This is a genomic window from Hoeflea sp. IMCC20628 (assembly GCF_001011155.1).
Taxonomy (GTDB): domain Bacteria; phylum Pseudomonadota; class Alphaproteobacteria; order Rhizobiales; family Rhizobiaceae; genus Hoeflea.
On sequence record NZ_CP011479.1, the window covers coordinates 4,682,818 to 4,699,922 of the forward strand.

A 17,105-nucleotide genomic window follows, 5' to 3' on the forward strand; every position below is an offset into this window, starting at 1 on the left:
ATTTTTACGGGTTTGCAGAAAAAGATGCCGTTTTCGACCTTGACGTGTTAATGCCGCGCAACTGGGAGCGCAAGGCTGGGTATTCACTTAAGCCGGCAGGAAAAAACAGGAGAATACGGATGGAGACAGCATCAGCGAGGGAATGGGTTGGGCGCTTGCGGCCCTACAGGCAGCCGGATGACCGGCGTAGCGCATTTGAAACATTCCTTACCTGCGGGCTTCTGGTCTTCTTCTGGGTGTTGATGTGGTTCGCGCTTTCCATCAGCACGCTTCTGACGCTGGCGCTGTCGATCCCGGCAGCCCTGATGATGGTGCGATTGTTCATCATTCAGCATGATTGCGGCCATGGATCGATGTTTTCGTCGGCCAAGTGGAATGATCGGGTCGGCCGTGCGCTGGGCGTGATCACGCTTACGCCTTATGATTACTGGCGCCGTTCTCATGCCATGCACCACGCGGCTTCTGGGAATCTTGATCGTCGCGGCATTGGCGACATTGATACGCTGACGGTGGAAGAATATCTCGCCCTGAGCAGTTTTGGTCGTCTGAAATATCGTCTTTATCGTCACCCCATAGTGATGTTCGGTATCGGGCCAGCCTTTATCTTCCTGCTGCAGCACCGCTTGCCGGTCGTTGCGCTGAAGGACGGGGTGATGTCCTGGGCAAGCGTCATGATTACCAACCTTGCCATTTTGACCACATGGGTGGCGCTCGGATTGCTGGTCGGCTTCAAGGCATTCCTGATCATTCATCTGCCGATCATGCTGATTGGCGCTTCTGTCGGCGTCTGGATGTTCTATGTCCAGCACCAATTCGATCCAACCCATTGGGAGCGGACACCGGAGTGGGAGCGGGAATCGGCCGCTTTGCACGGCAGTTCGTTTTATGACCTGCCCAAGCCGTTGATGTGGCTGACCGGCAATATCGGTATTCATCACGTGCATCATCTTTCGAGCCGTATCCCGTTTTACAAACTGCCTCAGGTTCTCAGGGATTTCCCTGAATTGGCCGACATCGGCCGATTGAGCCTGTGGCAGAGCTTCCGCTGCGTACGTCTGACGTTGTGGGATGAGGAGCGACGGCGGCTTGTTCCGTTCCGTTCGCTTCGCAACCGGACTGCGGCTGCCGCAGCTTGAGGATGACCGGCAATTGATGCTGGGCACCAGCGTTCGGGTTGAGCCATTTGGCCTATCCGAACGCTTGATTGCGCTTTCGCTTGTGCAGGTCAAAAAAACAGTGTAAGACTGAGCCATCGATTTTTGACCGGACGACTTGGTCGCGCACCGCCACAGGCGGAGACACGCTCAACACTTCAAATAAACTCGATGACTAACGCCTGCGCCGAGCGCTTTAAAGAGCGCTTGCGCCGGAAAATGCATTCATGGACATAAAGGACTCCCCCCATGAAAACCGGTACTGTCAAATTCTACAACGACCAAAAGGGCTTCGGCTTCATCGCACCTGACGACGGCAGCAAGGATGTATTCGTACACGCCACTGCACTTGAGCGTGCTGGCATGCGCGGTCTGGCCGAAGGCCAGAAGGTGACTTTCGACACCGCTGAAGACCGTCGCACCGGCAAGACCGCCGTTTCGACAATCCAGGCTGACTGAAAAGTCTCGTCTGAGATAGGCTGGCTCAGCTGGTCGCTGTGATTTGATTGCGCCCGGGAACTACGGTTCCCGGGCGTTTTCGTGTCCGCATGGTCGTTGAGAAGGTTCTCCTCGGCTGGCGACGACAGCGCCGCGCATCCATATGTGAACGCGACATGCTTTGGTTCTGCAAACGGAAACGCGAAAAGCCGGCCCCCGAAGGGCCGGCTTTCAAGCCAAGGTATCAAACCTCAGATGGTTCTGGAAAGCTTAGACGCTTTCTTTTGGCGTCAGAACCTGGCGGCCGCGATACATGCCTGTCTTCAGGTCAATGTGGTGCGGACGGCGCAGTTCGCCGGAATTCTTGTCCTCGACATAGGTCGGTGCCTTAAGGGCGTCAGCGGAGCGGCGCATGCCGCGCTTGGACGGGGTGGTTTTACGCTTCGGAACAGCCATGACGAACTCCAGTTCAATTTTCAGGCATGTCCAACGGTCGACCCAAGGGCCGAAACGGACACATGCCGATTTCGGAAATTTGCCGGGCTTATACATGGCATTTCGGGGTTTGACCAGCGGTGCGCGCTTTTTTTTGAGTCCGGGTCTGCCATCGCGCCTCCAGCGCCGCACATCCAATTGGATGCGCAAAGACAGCCTGTAATTTCTTGAACTGACGCATGGACGGCATCGTTCAAATGAATCCATTTGAATGCGATATGCAATATCAGTTTTGAGGCCCGATGGTCAGGCTTCGTCATGTTCAACAATCCATGGCTCTGCGCGGCCTGCAGCTTCCCACTCGCGCCAGGCAGGCAGTGCTTTCATCGTTGCCATGTATTCGGCCACGACAGCGCTGGTCTGGAAGGCATACACATCGAGCCGGTTGACCACCGGGGCAAACATGGCGTCGGCAACCGAAAAGCCGCCGAACAGGAACGGTCCGCCATTTTGTTCCAGACAATCGTTCCAGAGCGTTTGAATGCGGCTTACATCCGCCAGTATGGCAGGTGAGGCCTCAATTGGCTGACGTGCGCGCCGCATGTTCATCGGGCAGGCTGATCGCAACGCCTGGAACGACGACATCATCTCGGCACTCATCGCCATTGCCCTGCTGCGATGCGCCGGGCGATCCGGCCACAAAGCGGTTTCAGGGTGCTTGCGGGCGAGGTGATCGAGGATGGCCAGTGATTCCCAGACGGTGAGGTCACCATCGACGAGAACCGGAACCTTGCCGGTGGGCGAAAACGCCTTGAACGCGGGGTTTCCGCCGGCCATGTCGAACGGCACCAGTTTTTCCTCAAAGGCAATGCCGGCGACGCGCATGCCGATCCATGGCCGGAATGACCAGGACGAGTAATTCTTGTTGCCAATATAGAGCACCGGGTCGGCCATGACGCATATCTCCTGCTGGGTGGAGATCAATGTTTCGCATGAGCAGGCAGGCTGGAAAAGCCAAATCCCTTGAACTCAGTCATAAAGGCATTTGATGTAAGCGCCGGACTGCTGTGCCCGTTTTTCGATGACGCCCGCCAGCCGGTTCATGCTGCGCGAGGGGTTGGCGGCATTGCGCTTGATCGGGTTGGGGAGGGTAACCGCCAGCAAGGCAGACTGGCGGCGTGAGAGCTTTTCAGCCGGCACGCCGAAATAGGCCTGTGACGCGGCCTCGACGCCATAAATGCCGGGCGCCCATTCGGCGATGTTAAGATAGATCTCCATCAGCCGCCGTTTTGACCAGACTATGTCCATCCACATCGCCAGGGGGATCTCCAGCGCCTTGCGCAGCACAGACCGCGTGGGTGGCAGGAACAGGTTCTTGGCAGTCTGCATCGGAATGGTGCTCGCACCGCGCGTCGCCTCGCCCTCCAGCGCGTCATCTATGACGAGATTGAGCGCTTGCCAGTCGATGCCGGAATGCGTGCAATACTGGCCATCCTCCGACATCATCACCGATTGGACCAGCACCGGAGCGATCTTGTCGAACGTGACCCATTGGCGTTGATAGGAACGGCCGGTGATGATCTCGCCCAGCATCAATGTCGATACCGGATGCATCTGCGGCAGGGCATAAAGCGGCACCAGCAGATAGGGCAGAGCTATCGCCATGAGGACGAGAGCAAGAACCCAGACCAGCATCCGCCGCACCGGAGACCGGCGCGGGCGTTTGACTGATTCCCGCTTCGGTTGCGGTTTTGGCTGATTTTTCGGTTTTGGCACCTGGCGTGTCCTGAGCGAGAGACGCCGTCGGCGCCAACTTCAGGAAACTCCTTAACGAGCTTGGCCGCGTATTGCCAGAGCCGGGGTGTCGGAAGCACAGGCCTGCAGCAGCACCGTGCCGGGCGCCTATTCAGCCTGACCGGGTTCAAATAAACCGTTGCCGCCTGCCGCGTGTCATGGCAAGAGACCCCAATGACCAGCACTCACACAGACAGTTTCGAAGCACGGCTTGATGCCACAGCCAGGGACGTGGCGGCGACGCTGGAAACACTGCTGTCGCCAATGCATCTGAAGGGCGAGATCGCCCGGCCGGACCATCTGATGGCGGCTATGCGCCATGGCGTGTTGAATGGCGGCAAACGGCTTCGTCCGTTTCTGGTGTTGGAGAGTGCAAAGCTGTTGGGTGTGCCGCACGATGCGGCCATGCGAGTGGCTGCGGCGCTTGAATGCATCCACTGCTATTCGCTGATCCATGACGATCTTCCGGCGATGGACGATGACGACCTCAGGCGCGGCCAGCCGACGGTCCACATTGCCTTCGATGAGGCAACGGCGATCCTGGCCGGCGATGCGCTTCTGACCCTGGCCTTTGATATCCTGTCGGCACCTGAGACTGAACTGCCTGCGGAGATCAAATTGGCATTGATCAATCAGCTTGCCCGGGCGGCGGGTGTCGGCGGTATGGTCGGTGGACAGGCGCTGGACCTGCAAGCCGAGCAGGCAATGCCGGATGAAGCCGGCATCTTGCAGCTGCAGGCCATGAAAACCGGCGCGCTGCTGCGCTATGCCTGCGCTGCGGGGGCCATTGCCGCTGGAGCAGACAACGAAACCCTGACCCGCATGAACAGGTTTGGCGAAGTCATCGGGCTTGCATTTCAATTGGCCGATGATTTGCTCGATGTAACCTCGAATGCCGCGACCATGGGCAAGGCGACGGGCAAGGATGCCGGTCGCGGCAAGGCAACATTGCTGTCCTTGCATGGCAATGATGCAGTTCGGCGGCGGCTGGATATGCTGGTTGAGGAAGCGGCATTGCTGCTGGATCCGTTCGGTGCCAGGGCTGAGCCGCTGAAGCAGGCTGCAAAATTCATCGCCAGCCGCAACAGGTAGCAAGCTGGATCCGGTGATGGTAGAAAATTGCCAAAACCCAACGATTTTTCATAGATGTTTATTAACCAACTGACGGCATTATCCTGCAAAATGGGTACTGCCAAAACTATGACACAAGCAGACAAAAAACAGGATGAAACGGCTGTCGCGCGGAGATCGATCATCTCCCTGCGTATCGGCTATATCGTATCGCTGGCAGCGCTCGCGATTATCTGTGCGTTCTTCTTCACCGAGCAAAACAAGCGCAACAGATCCATCCAGCAAATTGGCGAGCTGTCGGAGAGTCTGGCGAAACTCGACCTGGAAATGCGCGCCATCGCAGACCGTAGCAACCGTCTGGCGCAGACTTACAGCGAGTATCAGGCCTATCAGGACCCGAGGCTTGTCAATGCAACGCTTACGGAAAAGCGGAAAATCCGTGATGCAATGCCGGTGGACCCAGACATCCTGTCTGCGCTTTCAAGCCTGGAGTTCCGTTTCGAGAAAACCCGCACGAGCCTCGAGAACCTGAGAAGAGAATGGCTTCAGGCACCAACTGATCTGATCCATGAGATCCAGGTAAAATCGCGGTACATGACCAATAAGGATCCACTTCTGAATCATGCACAGATGCTTGGATCCGAACGCATAAAAGCGGTGCGGACGAAGAAGGATATCTATTGGGCGGGTCGGGAAATCAATGGGCTCTATGAGGAAATCATCCGGCCGACCAATCTGTATGTGCAGGAACAGTTCCGCGATTATCTGGCCAGTCTGTCACTGGCGCAGGGTGCGCTGCTTCAGCGTTACCTTCTGGCTACCATGGGGCTTTTGCTGGTGCTTGGGCTCGGCGTCTTTGTGCCGATCGATCTGATTATCCGCCAGATGATCAAGCGACTGCAGGATAAAACCCGTGAGGTCGATGCGGCTTTGACCAAGGCGCAACTGGGTGACCGCGCCAAATCCGAGTTTCTCGCCACGATGAGTCATGAAATCCGCACACCGATGAACGGGGTGCTGGGTATGGCTGAACTGTTGACCCGGACCGAACTCGATACCAGGCAACGTACATTTACAGATGTGATCCTCAAATCAGGCAATGCGCTTCTGGAGATCATCAACGACATCCTCGACTTTTCCAAGATCGATGCTGGCCAATTGGTGCTGGATCCGAAACCGTTCAATCTTGTCGACACGGCCGAGGATGTGGCGACCTTGATGTCATCGCGCGTGGTCGAGAAGGACATCGAGCTGGTGGTTCGCATCGCGCCGGGTCTGCCGGACAAGCTGATCGGGGATCCTGGCCGGATAAGGCAGGTCCTGACCAACCTTATCGGCAATGCGGTGAAGTTTACCGAGCAAGGCCATGTCATGGTCGACATCAACTGGCGCGAAGCCGAGAAGGTCGGTCGAGCGGAGCGGCTGTCGATCTCCATTGCGGTTCGCGATACCGGGATCGGGATACCGGCCGCAAAGCTTGACGCCATTTTTGACAAGTTCAGCCAGGTGGATGGATCGTCAACCCGCAAACACGAGGGCACCGGTCTTGGCCTGGCGATAGCCACCCGATTGGTGGAGCTCATGGGCGGCAGGATTGAGGTCGAAAGTGAACTCGGCGTTGGGTCCACTTTCAGCTTTACCGTCGAAATGGATGTGGACGGGGAAACCAGTGTCAAAGCGGCACCATCATACCAGGCGCCCGGCCGCCGGGTTCTGGTCATAGATGACAATGCGATCAACCGCATGATCCTGACCGAGCAGATTCGCGACTGGGGATTTGATTGCGTGGCAGTGGAAGGCGGCGAGATTGGCCTCGATCTCTTGCGGCATGCCCGATCGAATCTCGGTATCGGCATTGATCTTGTGGTGCTCGATTTCCAGATGCCGGGCATGTCGGGTGCAGAAGTCGCCAAGGCGATCCGCTCCGATCCCCATATCAGCAACACGCCCATTCTTGTGCTGTCCTCAGTCGACCAGGCAGATCAACTCGAGGCGCTGAAGAATCTCGATATCTTCGCGCAGTTGACCAAACCGGTCCGCACGGCGCAATTGCGCAAGACCGTGCAGACGGCTCTGCATCAACTCGACATTGAACCTGATCAGAAAAAGGCCGTGCCGGTTCGAACTCAGGAATTTCAGAATTCGACCACGCGGATTAAGACCGCTGGCGAGGCGGACCCTGCCCCGGCAAGCCGGACAGAGCCACTGGTGCTGGTGGCCGAAGACAATCCGATCAACCAGATTGTCTTTCAGCAAACGCTGGACGGTATGGGACATGTTCACAGACTGGCCGTCAACGGACGCGAAGCCGTCCGCTTGTGGAGGGAACTGCGCCCGACGCTGGTGCTGATGGATGTCTCCATGCCGGAGCTCAATGGCCTGGAGGCAACGGCGGAAATCCGTACGATCGAAGCACGTGAAGGGCTTTTGCCGACGCCGATCATTGCGGTTACGGCGCATTCGCTCAAGGGCGATGAGGACCGGTGTCTTGCCGCCGGAATGGATGATTACCTGTCCAAACCGATATCGCCGGAAAAGCTGGGCGCCATGATTGATCGCTGGCTGCCAATCGCAATGACCAACGTGAACGCCGCCTGACATCCGGCAGACTTCTTGCGCCGGTGATCGACCGATCAGCGTTTGGATAAGCGGATCATTTCGCTCTGGATGTCGTGGGTTCCATCAAGCCTGGGTGCCTTTTCCAAAGCGCTTCTCGATATAATCTGCGACCATCACCTGAAAGTCTTCTGCGATCTTGGGGCCGCGCAGGGTGGCAGCTTTCTTGCCATCGATGAAGATCGGCGCTGCCGGGCTCTCGCCGGTACCGGGTAGCGAAATGCCGATATCGGCGTGCTTGGATTCGCCTGGCCCGTTGACGATGCAACCCATGACGGCGACCTGCAGCCCCTCGACGCCGGGATATTTGTCACGCCAGACTGGCATGTTGCGCCTCAGATCATCCTCGATGGTGCGCGCCAGTTGCTGAAACACGGTCGAGGTGGTGCGACCGCAGCCTGGGCAGGCGGCGACCACCGGCACGAATTGCCGGAATCCCATGACCTGTAACAATTCCTGGGCGACGATGACCTCGCGAGTGCGGTCGCCGCCGGGCTCGGGGGTCAGCGACACACGAATGGTGTCGCCGATGCCGGCCTGCAGAATGATGCCCATGGCAGCGGAGGAGGCGACGATGCCTTTTGATCCCATTCCCGCTTCGGTGAGGCCCAGATGCAGCGCATGATCGGAGCGGCGGGCGAGTTCGGTATAGACGGCGATCAGGTCCTGCACCTGGCTGACCTTGGCCGACAGGATGATGCGATTGCGGGCGAGGCCGGTTTCCTCGGCCAGAGCGGCGGAATGCAGGGCTGACTGGATGATGGCTTCCCGCGTGACATCGCGGGCCGAGAGCGGCGAGCCGTTGGCATTGTTCTCGTCCATCAGCTTTGTCAGCAGAACCTGATCGAGCGAGCCCCAATTGACGCCGATGCGCACCGGCTTGCCATGACGGATTGCCATTTCGACAATCTCGATGAACTGACGGTCCTTCTTGTCCTTGAAGCCGACATTGCCCGGATTGATCCGGTATTTGGCCAGAGCCTCGGCGCAGGCTGGATGATTGGCGAGCAGCGTGTGGCCGATGTAGTGGAAATCGCCGATCAAGGGCACGTCGAGGCCGAGCCGTTCGAGCCGCTCGCGGATTTTTGGCACTGCCGCAGCACTCTCGTCGCGGTCAACTGTGATGCGGACGATCTCCGAACCGGCGCGATGCAAGGCTGCGACCTGAGCCACGGTGCCGTCAATGTCTGCGGTGTCGGTGTTGGTCATCGATTGCACCACCACCGGCGCACCGCCGCCAAGCAGAACGCCGCCAACATCCACCGCGACGCTCGAACGGCGGGCCTGCGGGACAATAAAGGGGGAAATGGTCATGGGCGGCCTCGTTTTGCAGTCTGCCAAAGGCTCGAAGCCTTGCGGATGGTCACTTCCTAAAACGGCAACTGGCGAATTGAAAGCGGTTTGATGGGGAGTGTCCGGTCAAACCGGGTTGAGCCGCCAGACTGCGCGATTGAGTGCGGCTGCGGTGATAACCCAGGCCGCGTAAGGCACGAACAGCAAGGCTGCCAGCGGCGAGATCAAGCTGGCCATGGCGATATAGGCGAGAATGACGATGAGCAGCAGGCAAATGTCGATGAAGGCCAGATCCATGCGGTGACGGCCGAAAAACAGCCAGGACCAGGCGCCGTTGAAGATCAGTTGCAAAATCCAGAGCGCCATGACGATGCCAATGCCCCCGGCTTGCCAGACCAGCCAGCCGGAAACGCCGATGGCAATGTAAAGGATGGTCCAGACCACCGGAAATGCCCAATTCGGCGGTGTCCAGGACGGACGGCGCAATTGCCGGTACCACGGGCCTGGTTTGAAGAAGGCGCCGCTCGATGCGGTCGCAAGCACAAGCACGGCAAACACGATGGCGGACATTTCATATTCTCCGGTCGACTGGGCGGTGGCAGGAATAGCGAAGCTGCGGCCTGTAAGTGGGATCGTCGATCATTCAAAGGTAGTGTGCCGGCGCAAATTTGCCAGAGCCACCGATGTGAGGGCGTCATGTGCAGTTGCTGCCGTTTCGCCATTCCGCCAATCCGTTGGACGTGTGTCTGCAGGGGTATCGCTTGATCAGGATCATTGTCGGAAGGCTGCCTTTTCGACACAAGCAGGGCTAGAGGTGCAGGGCAGAGAGGGAGGATGACATGACAAACACCACGTCAGGGCTGGACCGCGTGCCGCCGATTCGTGAAATTTCGCTCAGCGATGTGAGCGCCAGCCTGAAGGAAGGATGGAGCGATTTTCGCGCATATCCCGGGTTTGGCCTGTTCTTCGGCGGTATCTACATGCTCGGCGGCTGGCTGATCCTTGGTTTTCTCACCCGTATCGGCGCGCCATGGATGATCATTCCGCTGGCCATCGGCTTTCCCTTGCTCGGTCCATTCGTTGCGGTAGGACTTTATGAAATCAGCCGCCGTCGGCAGCAGGGTGAACCGGTGACCCGCAAGGGGGTTCTGGCGCAGGTGTTTCATCAGCGCGAACGTCAGCTCGGCTGGATGGCCTTTGTGGTGATGTTCATTTTCTGGATCTGGGTTTACCAGGTCCGGTTGCTGTTCGCGCTGTTTCTTGGCTTCAAGTCGTTTTCCAGCTGGGACCGTTTTGTCGATATCGTGCTGTCGACACCGGAAGGCTGGGGGTTTTTGCTGGTAGGCACGATTGTTGGCGCCTTTCTGGCATCGGTGCTGTTTTCGACAACCGTGATCGCCTTGCCGATGCTGGCCGAGCGCGAGGTGGATTTCGTCACCGCCATGATCACCAGCATTGCTGCCGTGATGAAGAACCCGCTGCCAATGTTTGCGTTCGGATTTGTGGTCGGTGTCATTACGCTTGTGGCATTGCTGCCGGCATTTGTCGGGCTGTTGGTGGCCTTGCCGGTGCTCGGCCATGCAACCTGGCATCTTTACCGCAAGGTGACGGCGCCGACGTGAAAACGGGTCAGGTACAAGAAATCTGGCGGATGACCGGTTGGCAGAGGTCAGGCTTGCCGCCGCAGCAATCCTCAAGCAGGAATCCCAGGAGGCCGCTGATACCGGAGTGATCTGCATGGTAGCGCACATTGCGGCCGTCGCGGACGCGGCGAACCAGTCCGGCCTTGAGCAAAATGCCGAGATTGGTCGACATGGTGTTCTGGCGGACGCCGAGACGGTCGCCGATTTCACCTGACGCCAGTCCTTCGGGGCCCGCGGCGACCAGAAGCCGGAACACGGCCAGCCGGGTTTCTTGGCTCAAGGCTGAAAATGCATCCAAGGCGGTTTGCTGCTCCATGACCCAATGGATATTGGATGCAGCCGGTTTGCACAAGCGGCGGCTTAAAAGCCTCGGAACGGTTCTACCGCCCCGACGGGTTGTTCCAGTGGATATCTTCAAGTGTCTGCATGCGGGTGCGGGCGCTTTCCGATTGGGCGCACGAGACGCGGTCGATCAGTGCTTCGGCCAGCGCCAGCAGTGCAATGCTTGAATCCCAGGTCCGGTTGGTGTCGACGACGCAGGGAAGCACCACCCGAGCCGAACGGGCGATAGGTGACAGCCAGGGGTCGGTGATGAGCAGGATGCGGGCCTTGCGTTCGACCATCAATTCTCCAAGCCGGACCAGATCGGCCTGATAGCGGCGGATATCGAACAACACCACGACATCGCCGGGCCGCACGTCGAGCAACTGGTCGCGCCAGGTCGAGGTTTGCCCGCCAAAGTGTTTGACGTTGGGACGGATGATCCGGAGATGTGCGGCCATGTAAGCGGCGATGGAGTCGGAGAACCTGCCGCCCAGCAGGTAGCAGGTCGACTTGTGATCCGAAAGCAAGTCGCAGGCCGCCTCGAACTCGCTTTCGGGCACGGCTCTGACGGTCGCCTCGAGATTGGCAGCGATGTTTGCAAAACTTGCCTTCAGCGCCGGGTTGTCGGTGACCGGTCCGGTGCTGCGGGCGCGCTCCAGCGGCGACATCAACTGTGCCTGAACATCGGCGCGCAGGACGCGCTGGAACTCCGGATAGGAGTTGAAGCCGAGGCGGGCGACAAAGCGCAGCACCGTCGGCGCGCTGGTGCCGGCGAGCGCTGCGAGCTCGGCGATCGTCGACAATCCGATGCTGGGATAATTGGCAAGAAACGCGTGGGCGATTTTTTTCTCGGCGCCGGGCAAGGTGCCAAGTGCAGCCTGAACCTGTTCGCGTATGGCCATTGCGGGTTCCCCGATTTCGATCTGCGGAAGGTGTAATAAAAATTACAGGATTGACAACGATGGGGCAATCCTAATCAATGTTACGAATAGAGAAATCCTGTAATCGGCTGCCGGGGATCTGTTTGCAAAATGCATGACGACGTGCTGATCCAATCACCAGAAGGGCCGGCTTTTGCTGTCCGCCGTCCCGACGGGGCAAGCGAGATTGTGCTTGTCTGCGAGCATGCCTCCAAAGCCATGCCGAAATCACTGGGAACCTTGGGGCTGGATGCTGCGGCGCTGGACAGCCACATCGCCTGGGATATAGGGGCGTTGGGTGTTGCCGAGATGCTGTCGGACGGTCTCGATGCGACGCTGGTCTCGCAACGGTTCTCGCGGCTGGCCTATGACTGCAACCGCCCGCCGGAATCGCCAGGCGCCTACCCCGAGCGCAGCGAGATTTTCGACGTGCCCGGAAATGCGGGCCTCAGTGCTGCTGAAAAAACATATCGCGCTGATGCGCTGTATCATCCGTTTCACAACGCCGTAGATGCGCTGATCGACAGCCGTTTGGCGCAGGGGCGAAATGTGGTTCTGGTGACGATTCACTCTTTCACACCGGTCTATTTCGGCAAGCTGCGCGATGGATATCTGGGTATCCTGCACGATAACGACAGCAGGCTGGCCGATGCCATGCTGGCTGCGGCCGCGTCGGCAAGGACCGACAAGGTGAGCAGGAACTATCCTTATGGTCCGGAGGACGGTGTCACCCATACGCTCAAGCGGCATGGATTGACCAGACAGATCGCCAACGTCATGCTTGAGATCCGCAACGATCTCATTTCCGACGATGCCGGCCAGACCATCTGGGCCAAGCGAATCGGGGAGCTTCTTGAAATGTCGCTTGAGCGGCTGAACGCAGAAGGGGGGCATCATCGTGCATGAATGTACCTATCCGGCCGGCCAAAGCGGCCAGTCATGCTGTGCGGGGGACGTGCAGGCATGAGATTCCTTGAAAACTACATCCGCACCGTCGACGCCTTCAACCGGCGTGTCGGGCGATTTGCGATGTACCTGATCTTCGCGCTGATGGGCGTGCTGTTCTGGTCTTCGATCTCGAAATATGCCGGCTCTCCAGCATTGTGGACGCTCGAATTGGCCCAGTTCATCATGGTTGGGTACTACCTGCTCGGCGGCGCCTATTCGATGCAGATGGGTGATCATGTGCGGATGGACCTGATCTATGGCAGCTGGTCGCCGCGCCGCAAGGCGGCGATCGATTCAGTCACGGTGTTGTTTCTGATCTTCTATCTCTGCGTGCTGCTTTATGGCGGAATCTCGAGCACGACCTATGCAATCGAGTGGGGCGAGCGGGCGCATTCTGTCTGGCGGCCTTACATGTGGCCGGTCAAGGTCGTCGCTGTCATCGGCATTCTGCTGATGCTGCTGCAGACCACGGCCGAATTGTTTCGTGACATTCTTTTCCTGCGCGGCGTCAGCGTAAACCATGCAAGTGAGGCGGGCCTTTGAGCTACGAACTTATCGCGCTGTTCATGTTTGCCTCGATGATGGCGCTGCTCCTGACCGGGCAACGGGTGTTTGGCGTTATCGGCGCGGTCGCCGTGATTGCCGCTCTGCCGCTGTGGGGTACGGGTGGTGTCGAGATCGCGTTTACGCAATCGATCAAGCTTATGAAGTGGTATCCGCTGCTGACGCTGCCGATGTTCATTTTCATGGGCTACATGCTGTCGGAAAGCCGCATTGCCGACGATCTCTACCGGATGTTTCATGTCTGGTTCGGCCCGGTTCCGGGCGGGCTCGCCATAGGCACGATTTTCCTGATGGTGGTGATTTCGGCGATGAACGGCTTGTCCGTCGCCGGTATGGCGATCGGGGCAACGATTGCCCTGCCGGAACTGCTCAGGCGCAACTACGACAAGGTGATGATCACGGGTGTGATCCAGGGCGGGTCCTCACTCGGAATTCTCATTCCGCCCTCGGTGGTGCTGGTGCTTTATGGCATGATTGCGCGCCAGCCGGTCAGTCAGCTGTGGCTTGCGGGTGTCTTCCCGGGCTTGCTGATGGCCGGGCTGTTCATCCTTTATATTTTCGTGCGCTGCCAGTTGCAGCCGCATCTCGGACCGCCGCTTCCCAAGGAAGAGCGCGACGCTATCACCTGGAAAGAGCGGATCAGTCTGCTCAGAGCGGGCATCCTGCCGTTCATGATCTTCTTCCTGATGAACGGTCTGTTCCTGATGGGATATACCAGTCTGGTGGAAAGCTCGGCGGTGGGTGCGGTGTCTTCGATGGCGGCCGCGCTGATCAAGGGCCGTCTGAACCGTGAAGTGATGGAAAACGTCATGCGCAAGACGCTCGGCATTTCCTGCATGTTCATGTGGATCATTCTGGCGGCTCTGTGTTTCGGCGCGGTGTTTGATGGTCTGGGCGCGGTGCGCGCCATCGAGAATTTCTTCCTCGGGCAGCTCGGCCTCGAGCCTTGGCATGTGCTGATCCTCATGCAGCTGAGCTTCCTGCTGATGGGAACATTCCTTGATGATACAGCGATGCTGGTGATCGTGGCGCCGCTCTATGTGCCGCTGGTCAAGATCCTTGGCTTCGATCTGGTCTGGTATGGTGTGCTCTACACGATCACTTGCCAGATCGCTTACATGACGCCACCATTCGGCTACAATCTGTTCCTGATGCGCGCGATGGCGCCACCGGAAATCAAACTGCGTCATATCTATCAGTCTGTCATTCCCTTCGTTGCGGTCATGCTGCTCACATTGGTGATCGTGATGATGTTCCCGGAAATCGCATTGTGGCTGCCGGAGCAATTCCGCGGCAAACTCCGGGGCTGAAATGAGCAAATCCGAAGAAGACAAAACGAAAAAGGAGAACAGCATGAGCAATATCAAGAGGCGTCAATTTCTCACCAAGGCCGGTGTTGTCGCTGGCGCGGCCGCCGGAACAGCACTCGCGGCTCCCGCTGCCATTGCCCAGGAACCGATCCGCTGGCGCATGCAGACCTATGCCGGTGCGACACTCGGCCAGTTCGTCACCCAGCCTTTCGTTGATGCCTTCAACAAGGCCGCCAATGGCGAAATGGTGATCGAGCTGTTCTTCGCCGACCAGATCGTGCCGACAGGCGAATTGTTCCGCGCCATGCAGGCTGGAACCATCGATGCCGTGCATTCGGATGACGATTCCATGGCGTCGCCGGTGGAAGTGGGTCTGTTCGGCGGGTACTTCCCGTTCGCAACCCGCTCGATCCTCGATGTGCCGGTCTTGTTCCAGCAGTACGGCCTGGCCGACATCTGGCGCGAAGCCTATAATGGCACAGGCGTTGTCTGGCTTTCGGCTGCTGGCCAGGACCCGTGCAACTTCAACACCAAGAAGGAAATCAAGAGCGTTGCCGATCTCGACGGCCTGAAGCTCTACACCTTCCCGACGGCCGGCCGCTTCCTCACCCAGTTCGGTGTGGTTCCGGTGTCGATTCCTTATGAAGATGCAGAAGTCGCGGTTCAGACTGGCGAGCTCGACGGCATGTCCTGGTCGGGCATCACCGAAGACTACACCGTTGGCTGGGCCGACGTGACCGACTACTTCCTGACCAACAACATCTCGGGCGCCTGGATCGGCTCCTGGTTTGCCAATGAAGACAAGTGGAACGCTCTGCCGGAACATCTCAAGGCGCTCTACATCTCCTGCATGGAAGCAACCCACACCTTCCGCAACCAGTGGTACTGGGGCGGCGAAGCCAAGCTGCGCGCCACCGGCGACAAGCTGCAGCTTCGCTCGGTTCCCGCTTCCGAGTGGAAGCAGGTCGAAGATGCCGCCGTGAAGTTCTGGGATGAAGTGGCCGCGGAAAGCGAAACCAAGGCCAAGGTGATTTCCGTCTTCAAGGACTACAACAAGGTGATTAACAGCGCCGGCTTCCCTTACGGCGAAAGCTGAGCTGACAACCGCCAAGACTACCGCCTCCCGACTTGCTTCGGGGGGCGGTTTGGCGCTACAGCGCCTCTCATATCCAAGCCCTACGGGGACGCTTATCAGGATCAGATCACATGGCTGGAAACCTTTCCTTTGACGAATTGAAATCTGCCGCCAAATCAGGCGCCATCGATACGGTGCTGGTGTGCTGTGTCGACATGCAGGGACGGCTGATGGGCAAGCGTTTTCATGTCCAGAACTTCATCAATTCCAGCCATGAAGAAACCCATTGCTGCAACTACATGCTGGCGACCGACATCGAAATGGCGACGCCAGACGGCTATGCGACGACCAGTTGGCAGGCGGGCTATGGCGATTATGTGATGAAGCCCGATCTTTCGACCATGCGCCGCGTGCCCTGGCTTGAAGGCACCGCCATGGTGCTGTGTGATCTGCTTGATCACCATACCCACAAGCCGGTACCGCAGTCGCCGCGCCAGATCCTGAAGGTGCAGATCGCCCGGCTCAAGGAGCTCGGCTATGAAGCGATGATGGCGACAGAGCTGGAGTTTTTCCTGTTCGAGCAGAGCTTCCGCGAACTGGCTCAGTCGGGTTATCGCGAGTTGACCCCGATCAGCGCCTACAATGAAGATTACCATATCCTGCAGACCACCAAGGAAGAGGGCGTCATGCGCCCGATACGCAATCACCTCTTCGCCGCAGGCATTCCGATTGAAAACTCCAAGGGCGAAGCCGAGGCCGGTCAGGAAGAGCTCAATATCCGCTATGCCGAAGCGCTCGATTGCGCTGATCACCACACCATTGCCAAGCACGCGGTCAAGGAAATTGCCTGGGCGCAGGGGCGCTCGGTGACATTCCTGCCGAAATGGAAGGCCGACAAGGTCGGCTCGTCGTCGCATGTGCATATGTCGCTTTGGCAGGGCAAGACGCCGGCGTTCCGGGATGAAAATGGCGCGCATGGGATGTCGGAGCTGATGCGTCATTTCATGGCAGGCCTGATCGAATATGCCCCCGATTACACCTGTTTCCTGGCGCCTTATGTCAACAGCTACAAGCGCTTCATGAAGGGCACATTCGCACCGACCCGCACGGTCTGGTCGGTTGACAACCGCACCGCAGGTTTTCGCCTGTGCGGTGAGGGCAGCAAGGCGGTTCGCGTCGAATGCCGCATTGGCGGCTCGGACATGAACCCCTATCTCGCCCAGGCCGCCTTGCTGGCTGCTGGTATCAAGGGAATCGAAAACAAGCTGGAACTGGCGCCGCCGACAGGCGGTGACATCTACGAGAATGCAGAGGCCAAGCACATTCCCTCGACGCTGCGCACGGCCATCGAAACATTGCGCGGCTCGAAGATGCTGCGCGAGGCGATGGGGGATGCAGTGGTTGACCACTATGTCCGCTGCGCCGAGTGGGAACAGGAAGAATTCGACAAGGCAGTGACCGATTGGGAAATCGCCCGCGGGTTCGAGCGGGCCTGACCGTAACACCAAACACAAATGATC

17 protein-coding genes are annotated in these 17,105 nt (G+C 58.4%); 10 read left to right on the forward strand and 7 right to left on the reverse strand.

All coding sequences use genetic code 11. The annotated features are described in order from the left end of the window. The first annotated feature begins 119 nt into the window (after positions 1-119). Both IMCC20628_RS21995 and IMCC20628_RS22000 read left to right on the forward strand, forming a co-directional pair. Positions 120-1,136, forward strand: coding sequence for a fatty acid desaturase (locus IMCC20628_RS21995; RefSeq protein WP_047031984.1), 1,017 nt, complete (start codon positions 120-122; stop codon positions 1,134-1,136). A gap of 267 nt (positions 1,137-1,403) precedes the next feature. After that, complete coding sequence (locus IMCC20628_RS22000) at positions 1,404-1,613, forward strand: cold-shock protein (protein ID WP_045650076.1); 210 nt, start codon at positions 1,404-1,406, stop codon at positions 1,611-1,613. Positions 1,614-1,862: 249 nt separating this feature from the next. Here the strand turns inward: IMCC20628_RS22000 and rpmF are convergent, their stop codons facing one another. The 3 genes from rpmF to mtgA all read right to left on the reverse strand — a co-directional run bounded on the left by rpmF (position 1,863) and on the right by mtgA (position 3,722). Next, on the reverse strand, positions 1,863-2,048 hold the full coding sequence (rpmF, locus tag IMCC20628_RS22005) for a 50S ribosomal protein L32 (protein ID WP_047032877.1): 186 nt from the start codon (positions 2,046-2,048) through the stop codon (positions 1,863-1,865). Between the two features lie 285 nt (positions 2,049-2,333). After that, positions 2,334-2,981, reverse strand: coding sequence for a glutathione S-transferase family protein (locus IMCC20628_RS22010; RefSeq protein WP_047031985.1), 648 nt, complete (start codon positions 2,979-2,981; stop codon positions 2,334-2,336). Positions 2,982-3,056: 75 nt separating this feature from the next. After that, entirely contained in the window at positions 3,057-3,722 is a 666-nt protein-coding gene (gene mtgA, locus IMCC20628_RS22015; protein WP_047031986.1) for a monofunctional biosynthetic peptidoglycan transglycosylase, read from the reverse strand. Between the two features lie 273 nt (positions 3,723-3,995). Here mtgA and IMCC20628_RS22020 point away from each other — a divergent pair, with 273 nt between their 5' ends. Together IMCC20628_RS22020 and IMCC20628_RS22025 are read left to right on the forward strand one after the other, a co-directional pair. Then, on the forward strand, positions 3,996-4,913 hold the full coding sequence (locus tag IMCC20628_RS22020; RefSeq protein WP_047031987.1) for a polyprenyl synthetase family protein: 918 nt from the start codon (positions 3,996-3,998) through the stop codon (positions 4,911-4,913). 108 nt (positions 4,914-5,021) lie between these two features. After that, on the forward strand, positions 5,022-7,490 hold the full coding sequence (locus tag IMCC20628_RS22025; RefSeq protein ID WP_052766587.1) for a response regulator: 2,469 nt from the start codon (positions 5,022-5,024) through the stop codon (positions 7,488-7,490). An 84-nt stretch (positions 7,491-7,574) separates the two neighbouring features. On the opposite strand, the gene ispG is transcribed toward IMCC20628_RS22025, so the two are convergent. Further along, positions 7,575-8,822 carry a flavodoxin-dependent (E)-4-hydroxy-3-methylbut-2-enyl-diphosphate synthase gene (gene ispG, locus IMCC20628_RS22030; protein WP_047031988.1) on the reverse strand — a complete coding sequence of 416 codons (1,248 nt, stop codon included), beginning with the start codon at positions 8,820-8,822 and terminating at the stop codon, positions 7,575-7,577. A gap of 105 nt (positions 8,823-8,927) precedes the next feature. Next, positions 8,928-9,371 carry a TspO/MBR family protein gene (locus IMCC20628_RS22035; protein ID WP_047031989.1) on the reverse strand — a complete coding sequence of 148 codons (444 nt, stop codon included), beginning with the start codon at positions 9,369-9,371 and terminating at the stop codon, positions 8,928-8,930. A 269-nt stretch (positions 9,372-9,640) separates the two neighbouring features. Between IMCC20628_RS22035 and IMCC20628_RS22040 the strand changes: the two genes are divergently transcribed. Next, positions 9,641-10,423 carry a DUF2189 domain-containing protein gene (locus IMCC20628_RS22040; protein WP_047031990.1) on the forward strand — a complete coding sequence of 261 codons (783 nt, stop codon included), beginning with the start codon at positions 9,641-9,643 and terminating at the stop codon, positions 10,421-10,423. A gap of 7 nt (positions 10,424-10,430) precedes the next feature. Here the strand turns inward: IMCC20628_RS22040 and IMCC20628_RS22045 are convergent, their stop codons facing one another. Then, positions 10,431-10,760, reverse strand: coding sequence for a helix-turn-helix domain-containing protein (locus IMCC20628_RS22045; protein WP_047031991.1), 330 nt, complete (start codon positions 10,758-10,760; stop codon positions 10,431-10,433). Positions 10,761-10,824: 64 nt separating this feature from the next. Then, on the reverse strand, positions 10,825-11,670 hold the full coding sequence (locus tag IMCC20628_RS22050; RefSeq protein WP_047031992.1) for a MurR/RpiR family transcriptional regulator: 846 nt from the start codon (positions 11,668-11,670) through the stop codon (positions 10,825-10,827). 129 nt (positions 11,671-11,799) lie between these two features. Between IMCC20628_RS22050 and IMCC20628_RS22055 the strand changes: the two genes are divergently transcribed. The 5 genes from IMCC20628_RS22055 to IMCC20628_RS22075 all read left to right on the forward strand — a co-directional run bounded on the left by IMCC20628_RS22055 (position 11,800) and on the right by IMCC20628_RS22075 (position 17,081). Beyond that, positions 11,800-12,594, forward strand: coding sequence for an N-formylglutamate amidohydrolase (locus tag IMCC20628_RS22055; RefSeq protein ID WP_047031993.1), 795 nt, complete (start codon positions 11,800-11,802; stop codon positions 12,592-12,594). A gap of 57 nt (positions 12,595-12,651) precedes the next feature. Continuing rightward, on the forward strand, positions 12,652-13,179 hold the full coding sequence (locus tag IMCC20628_RS22060; protein ID WP_052766588.1) for a TRAP transporter small permease subunit: 528 nt from the start codon (positions 12,652-12,654) through the stop codon (positions 13,177-13,179). Beyond that, entirely contained in the window at positions 13,176-14,510 is a 1,335-nt protein-coding gene (locus IMCC20628_RS22065) for a TRAP transporter large permease subunit (protein ID WP_047031995.1), read from the forward strand. Before IMCC20628_RS22060 ends, IMCC20628_RS22065 begins: the two co-directional genes overlap by 4 nt. A gap of 43 nt (positions 14,511-14,553) precedes the next feature. Further along, positions 14,554-15,606: a TRAP transporter substrate-binding protein gene (locus tag IMCC20628_RS22070; RefSeq protein WP_047032879.1), complete on the forward strand. Its 1,053-nt coding sequence runs from the start codon at positions 14,554-14,556 to the stop codon at positions 15,604-15,606. Between the two features lie 110 nt (positions 15,607-15,716). Continuing rightward, the gene (locus IMCC20628_RS22075) at positions 15,717-17,081 is read left to right on the forward strand and encodes a glutamine synthetase family protein (RefSeq protein ID WP_047031996.1); all 1,365 of its coding nucleotides are present in this window, start codon (positions 15,717-15,719) and stop codon (positions 17,079-17,081) included. The last annotated feature ends 24 nt before the right edge of the window (positions 17,082-17,105 follow it).

Coding starts and splice junctions, on each gene's coding strand:
- IMCC20628_RS21995 (WP_047031984.1), top strand. CDS start 120: ATGGAGACAGCATCAGCGAGGGAATGGGTTGGGCGCTTGCGGCCCTAC.
- IMCC20628_RS22050 (WP_047031992.1), bottom strand. CDS start 11,670: ATGGCCATACGCGAACAGGTTCAGGCTGCACTTGGCACCTTGCCCGGC.
- IMCC20628_RS22070 (WP_047032879.1), top strand. CDS start 14,554: ATGAGCAATATCAAGAGGCGTCAATTTCTCACCAAGGCCGGTGTTGTC.
- IMCC20628_RS22020 (WP_047031987.1), top strand. CDS start 3,996: ATGACCAGCACTCACACAGACAGTTTCGAAGCACGGCTTGATGCCACA.
- IMCC20628_RS22060 (WP_052766588.1), top strand. CDS start 12,652: ATGAGATTCCTTGAAAACTACATCCGCACCGTCGACGCCTTCAACCGG.
- IMCC20628_RS22045 (WP_047031991.1), bottom strand. CDS start 10,760: ATGGAGCAGCAAACCGCCTTGGATGCATTTTCAGCCTTGAGCCAAGAA.
- mtgA (WP_047031986.1), bottom strand. CDS start 3,722: ATGCTGGTCTGGGTTCTTGCTCTCGTCCTCATGGCGATAGCTCTGCCC.
- rpmF (WP_047032877.1), bottom strand. CDS start 2,048: ATGGCTGTTCCGAAGCGTAAAACCACCCCGTCCAAGCGCGGCATGCGC.
- IMCC20628_RS22000 (WP_045650076.1), top strand. CDS start 1,404: ATGAAAACCGGTACTGTCAAATTCTACAACGACCAAAAGGGCTTCGGC.
- IMCC20628_RS22055 (WP_047031993.1), top strand. CDS start 11,800: ATGCATGACGACGTGCTGATCCAATCACCAGAAGGGCCGGCTTTTGCT.
- IMCC20628_RS22075 (WP_047031996.1), top strand. CDS start 15,717: ATGGCTGGAAACCTTTCCTTTGACGAATTGAAATCTGCCGCCAAATCA.
- IMCC20628_RS22025 (WP_052766587.1), top strand. CDS start 5,022: ATGACACAAGCAGACAAAAAACAGGATGAAACGGCTGTCGCGCGGAGA.
- IMCC20628_RS22010 (WP_047031985.1), bottom strand. CDS start 2,981: ATGGCCGACCCGGTGCTCTATATTGGCAACAAGAATTACTCGTCCTGG.
- IMCC20628_RS22035 (WP_047031989.1), bottom strand. CDS start 9,371: ATGTCCGCCATCGTGTTTGCCGTGCTTGTGCTTGCGACCGCATCGAGC.
- ispG (WP_047031988.1), bottom strand. CDS start 8,822: ATGACCATTTCCCCCTTTATTGTCCCGCAGGCCCGCCGTTCGAGCGTC.
- IMCC20628_RS22040 (WP_047031990.1), top strand. CDS start 9,641: ATGACAAACACCACGTCAGGGCTGGACCGCGTGCCGCCGATTCGTGAA.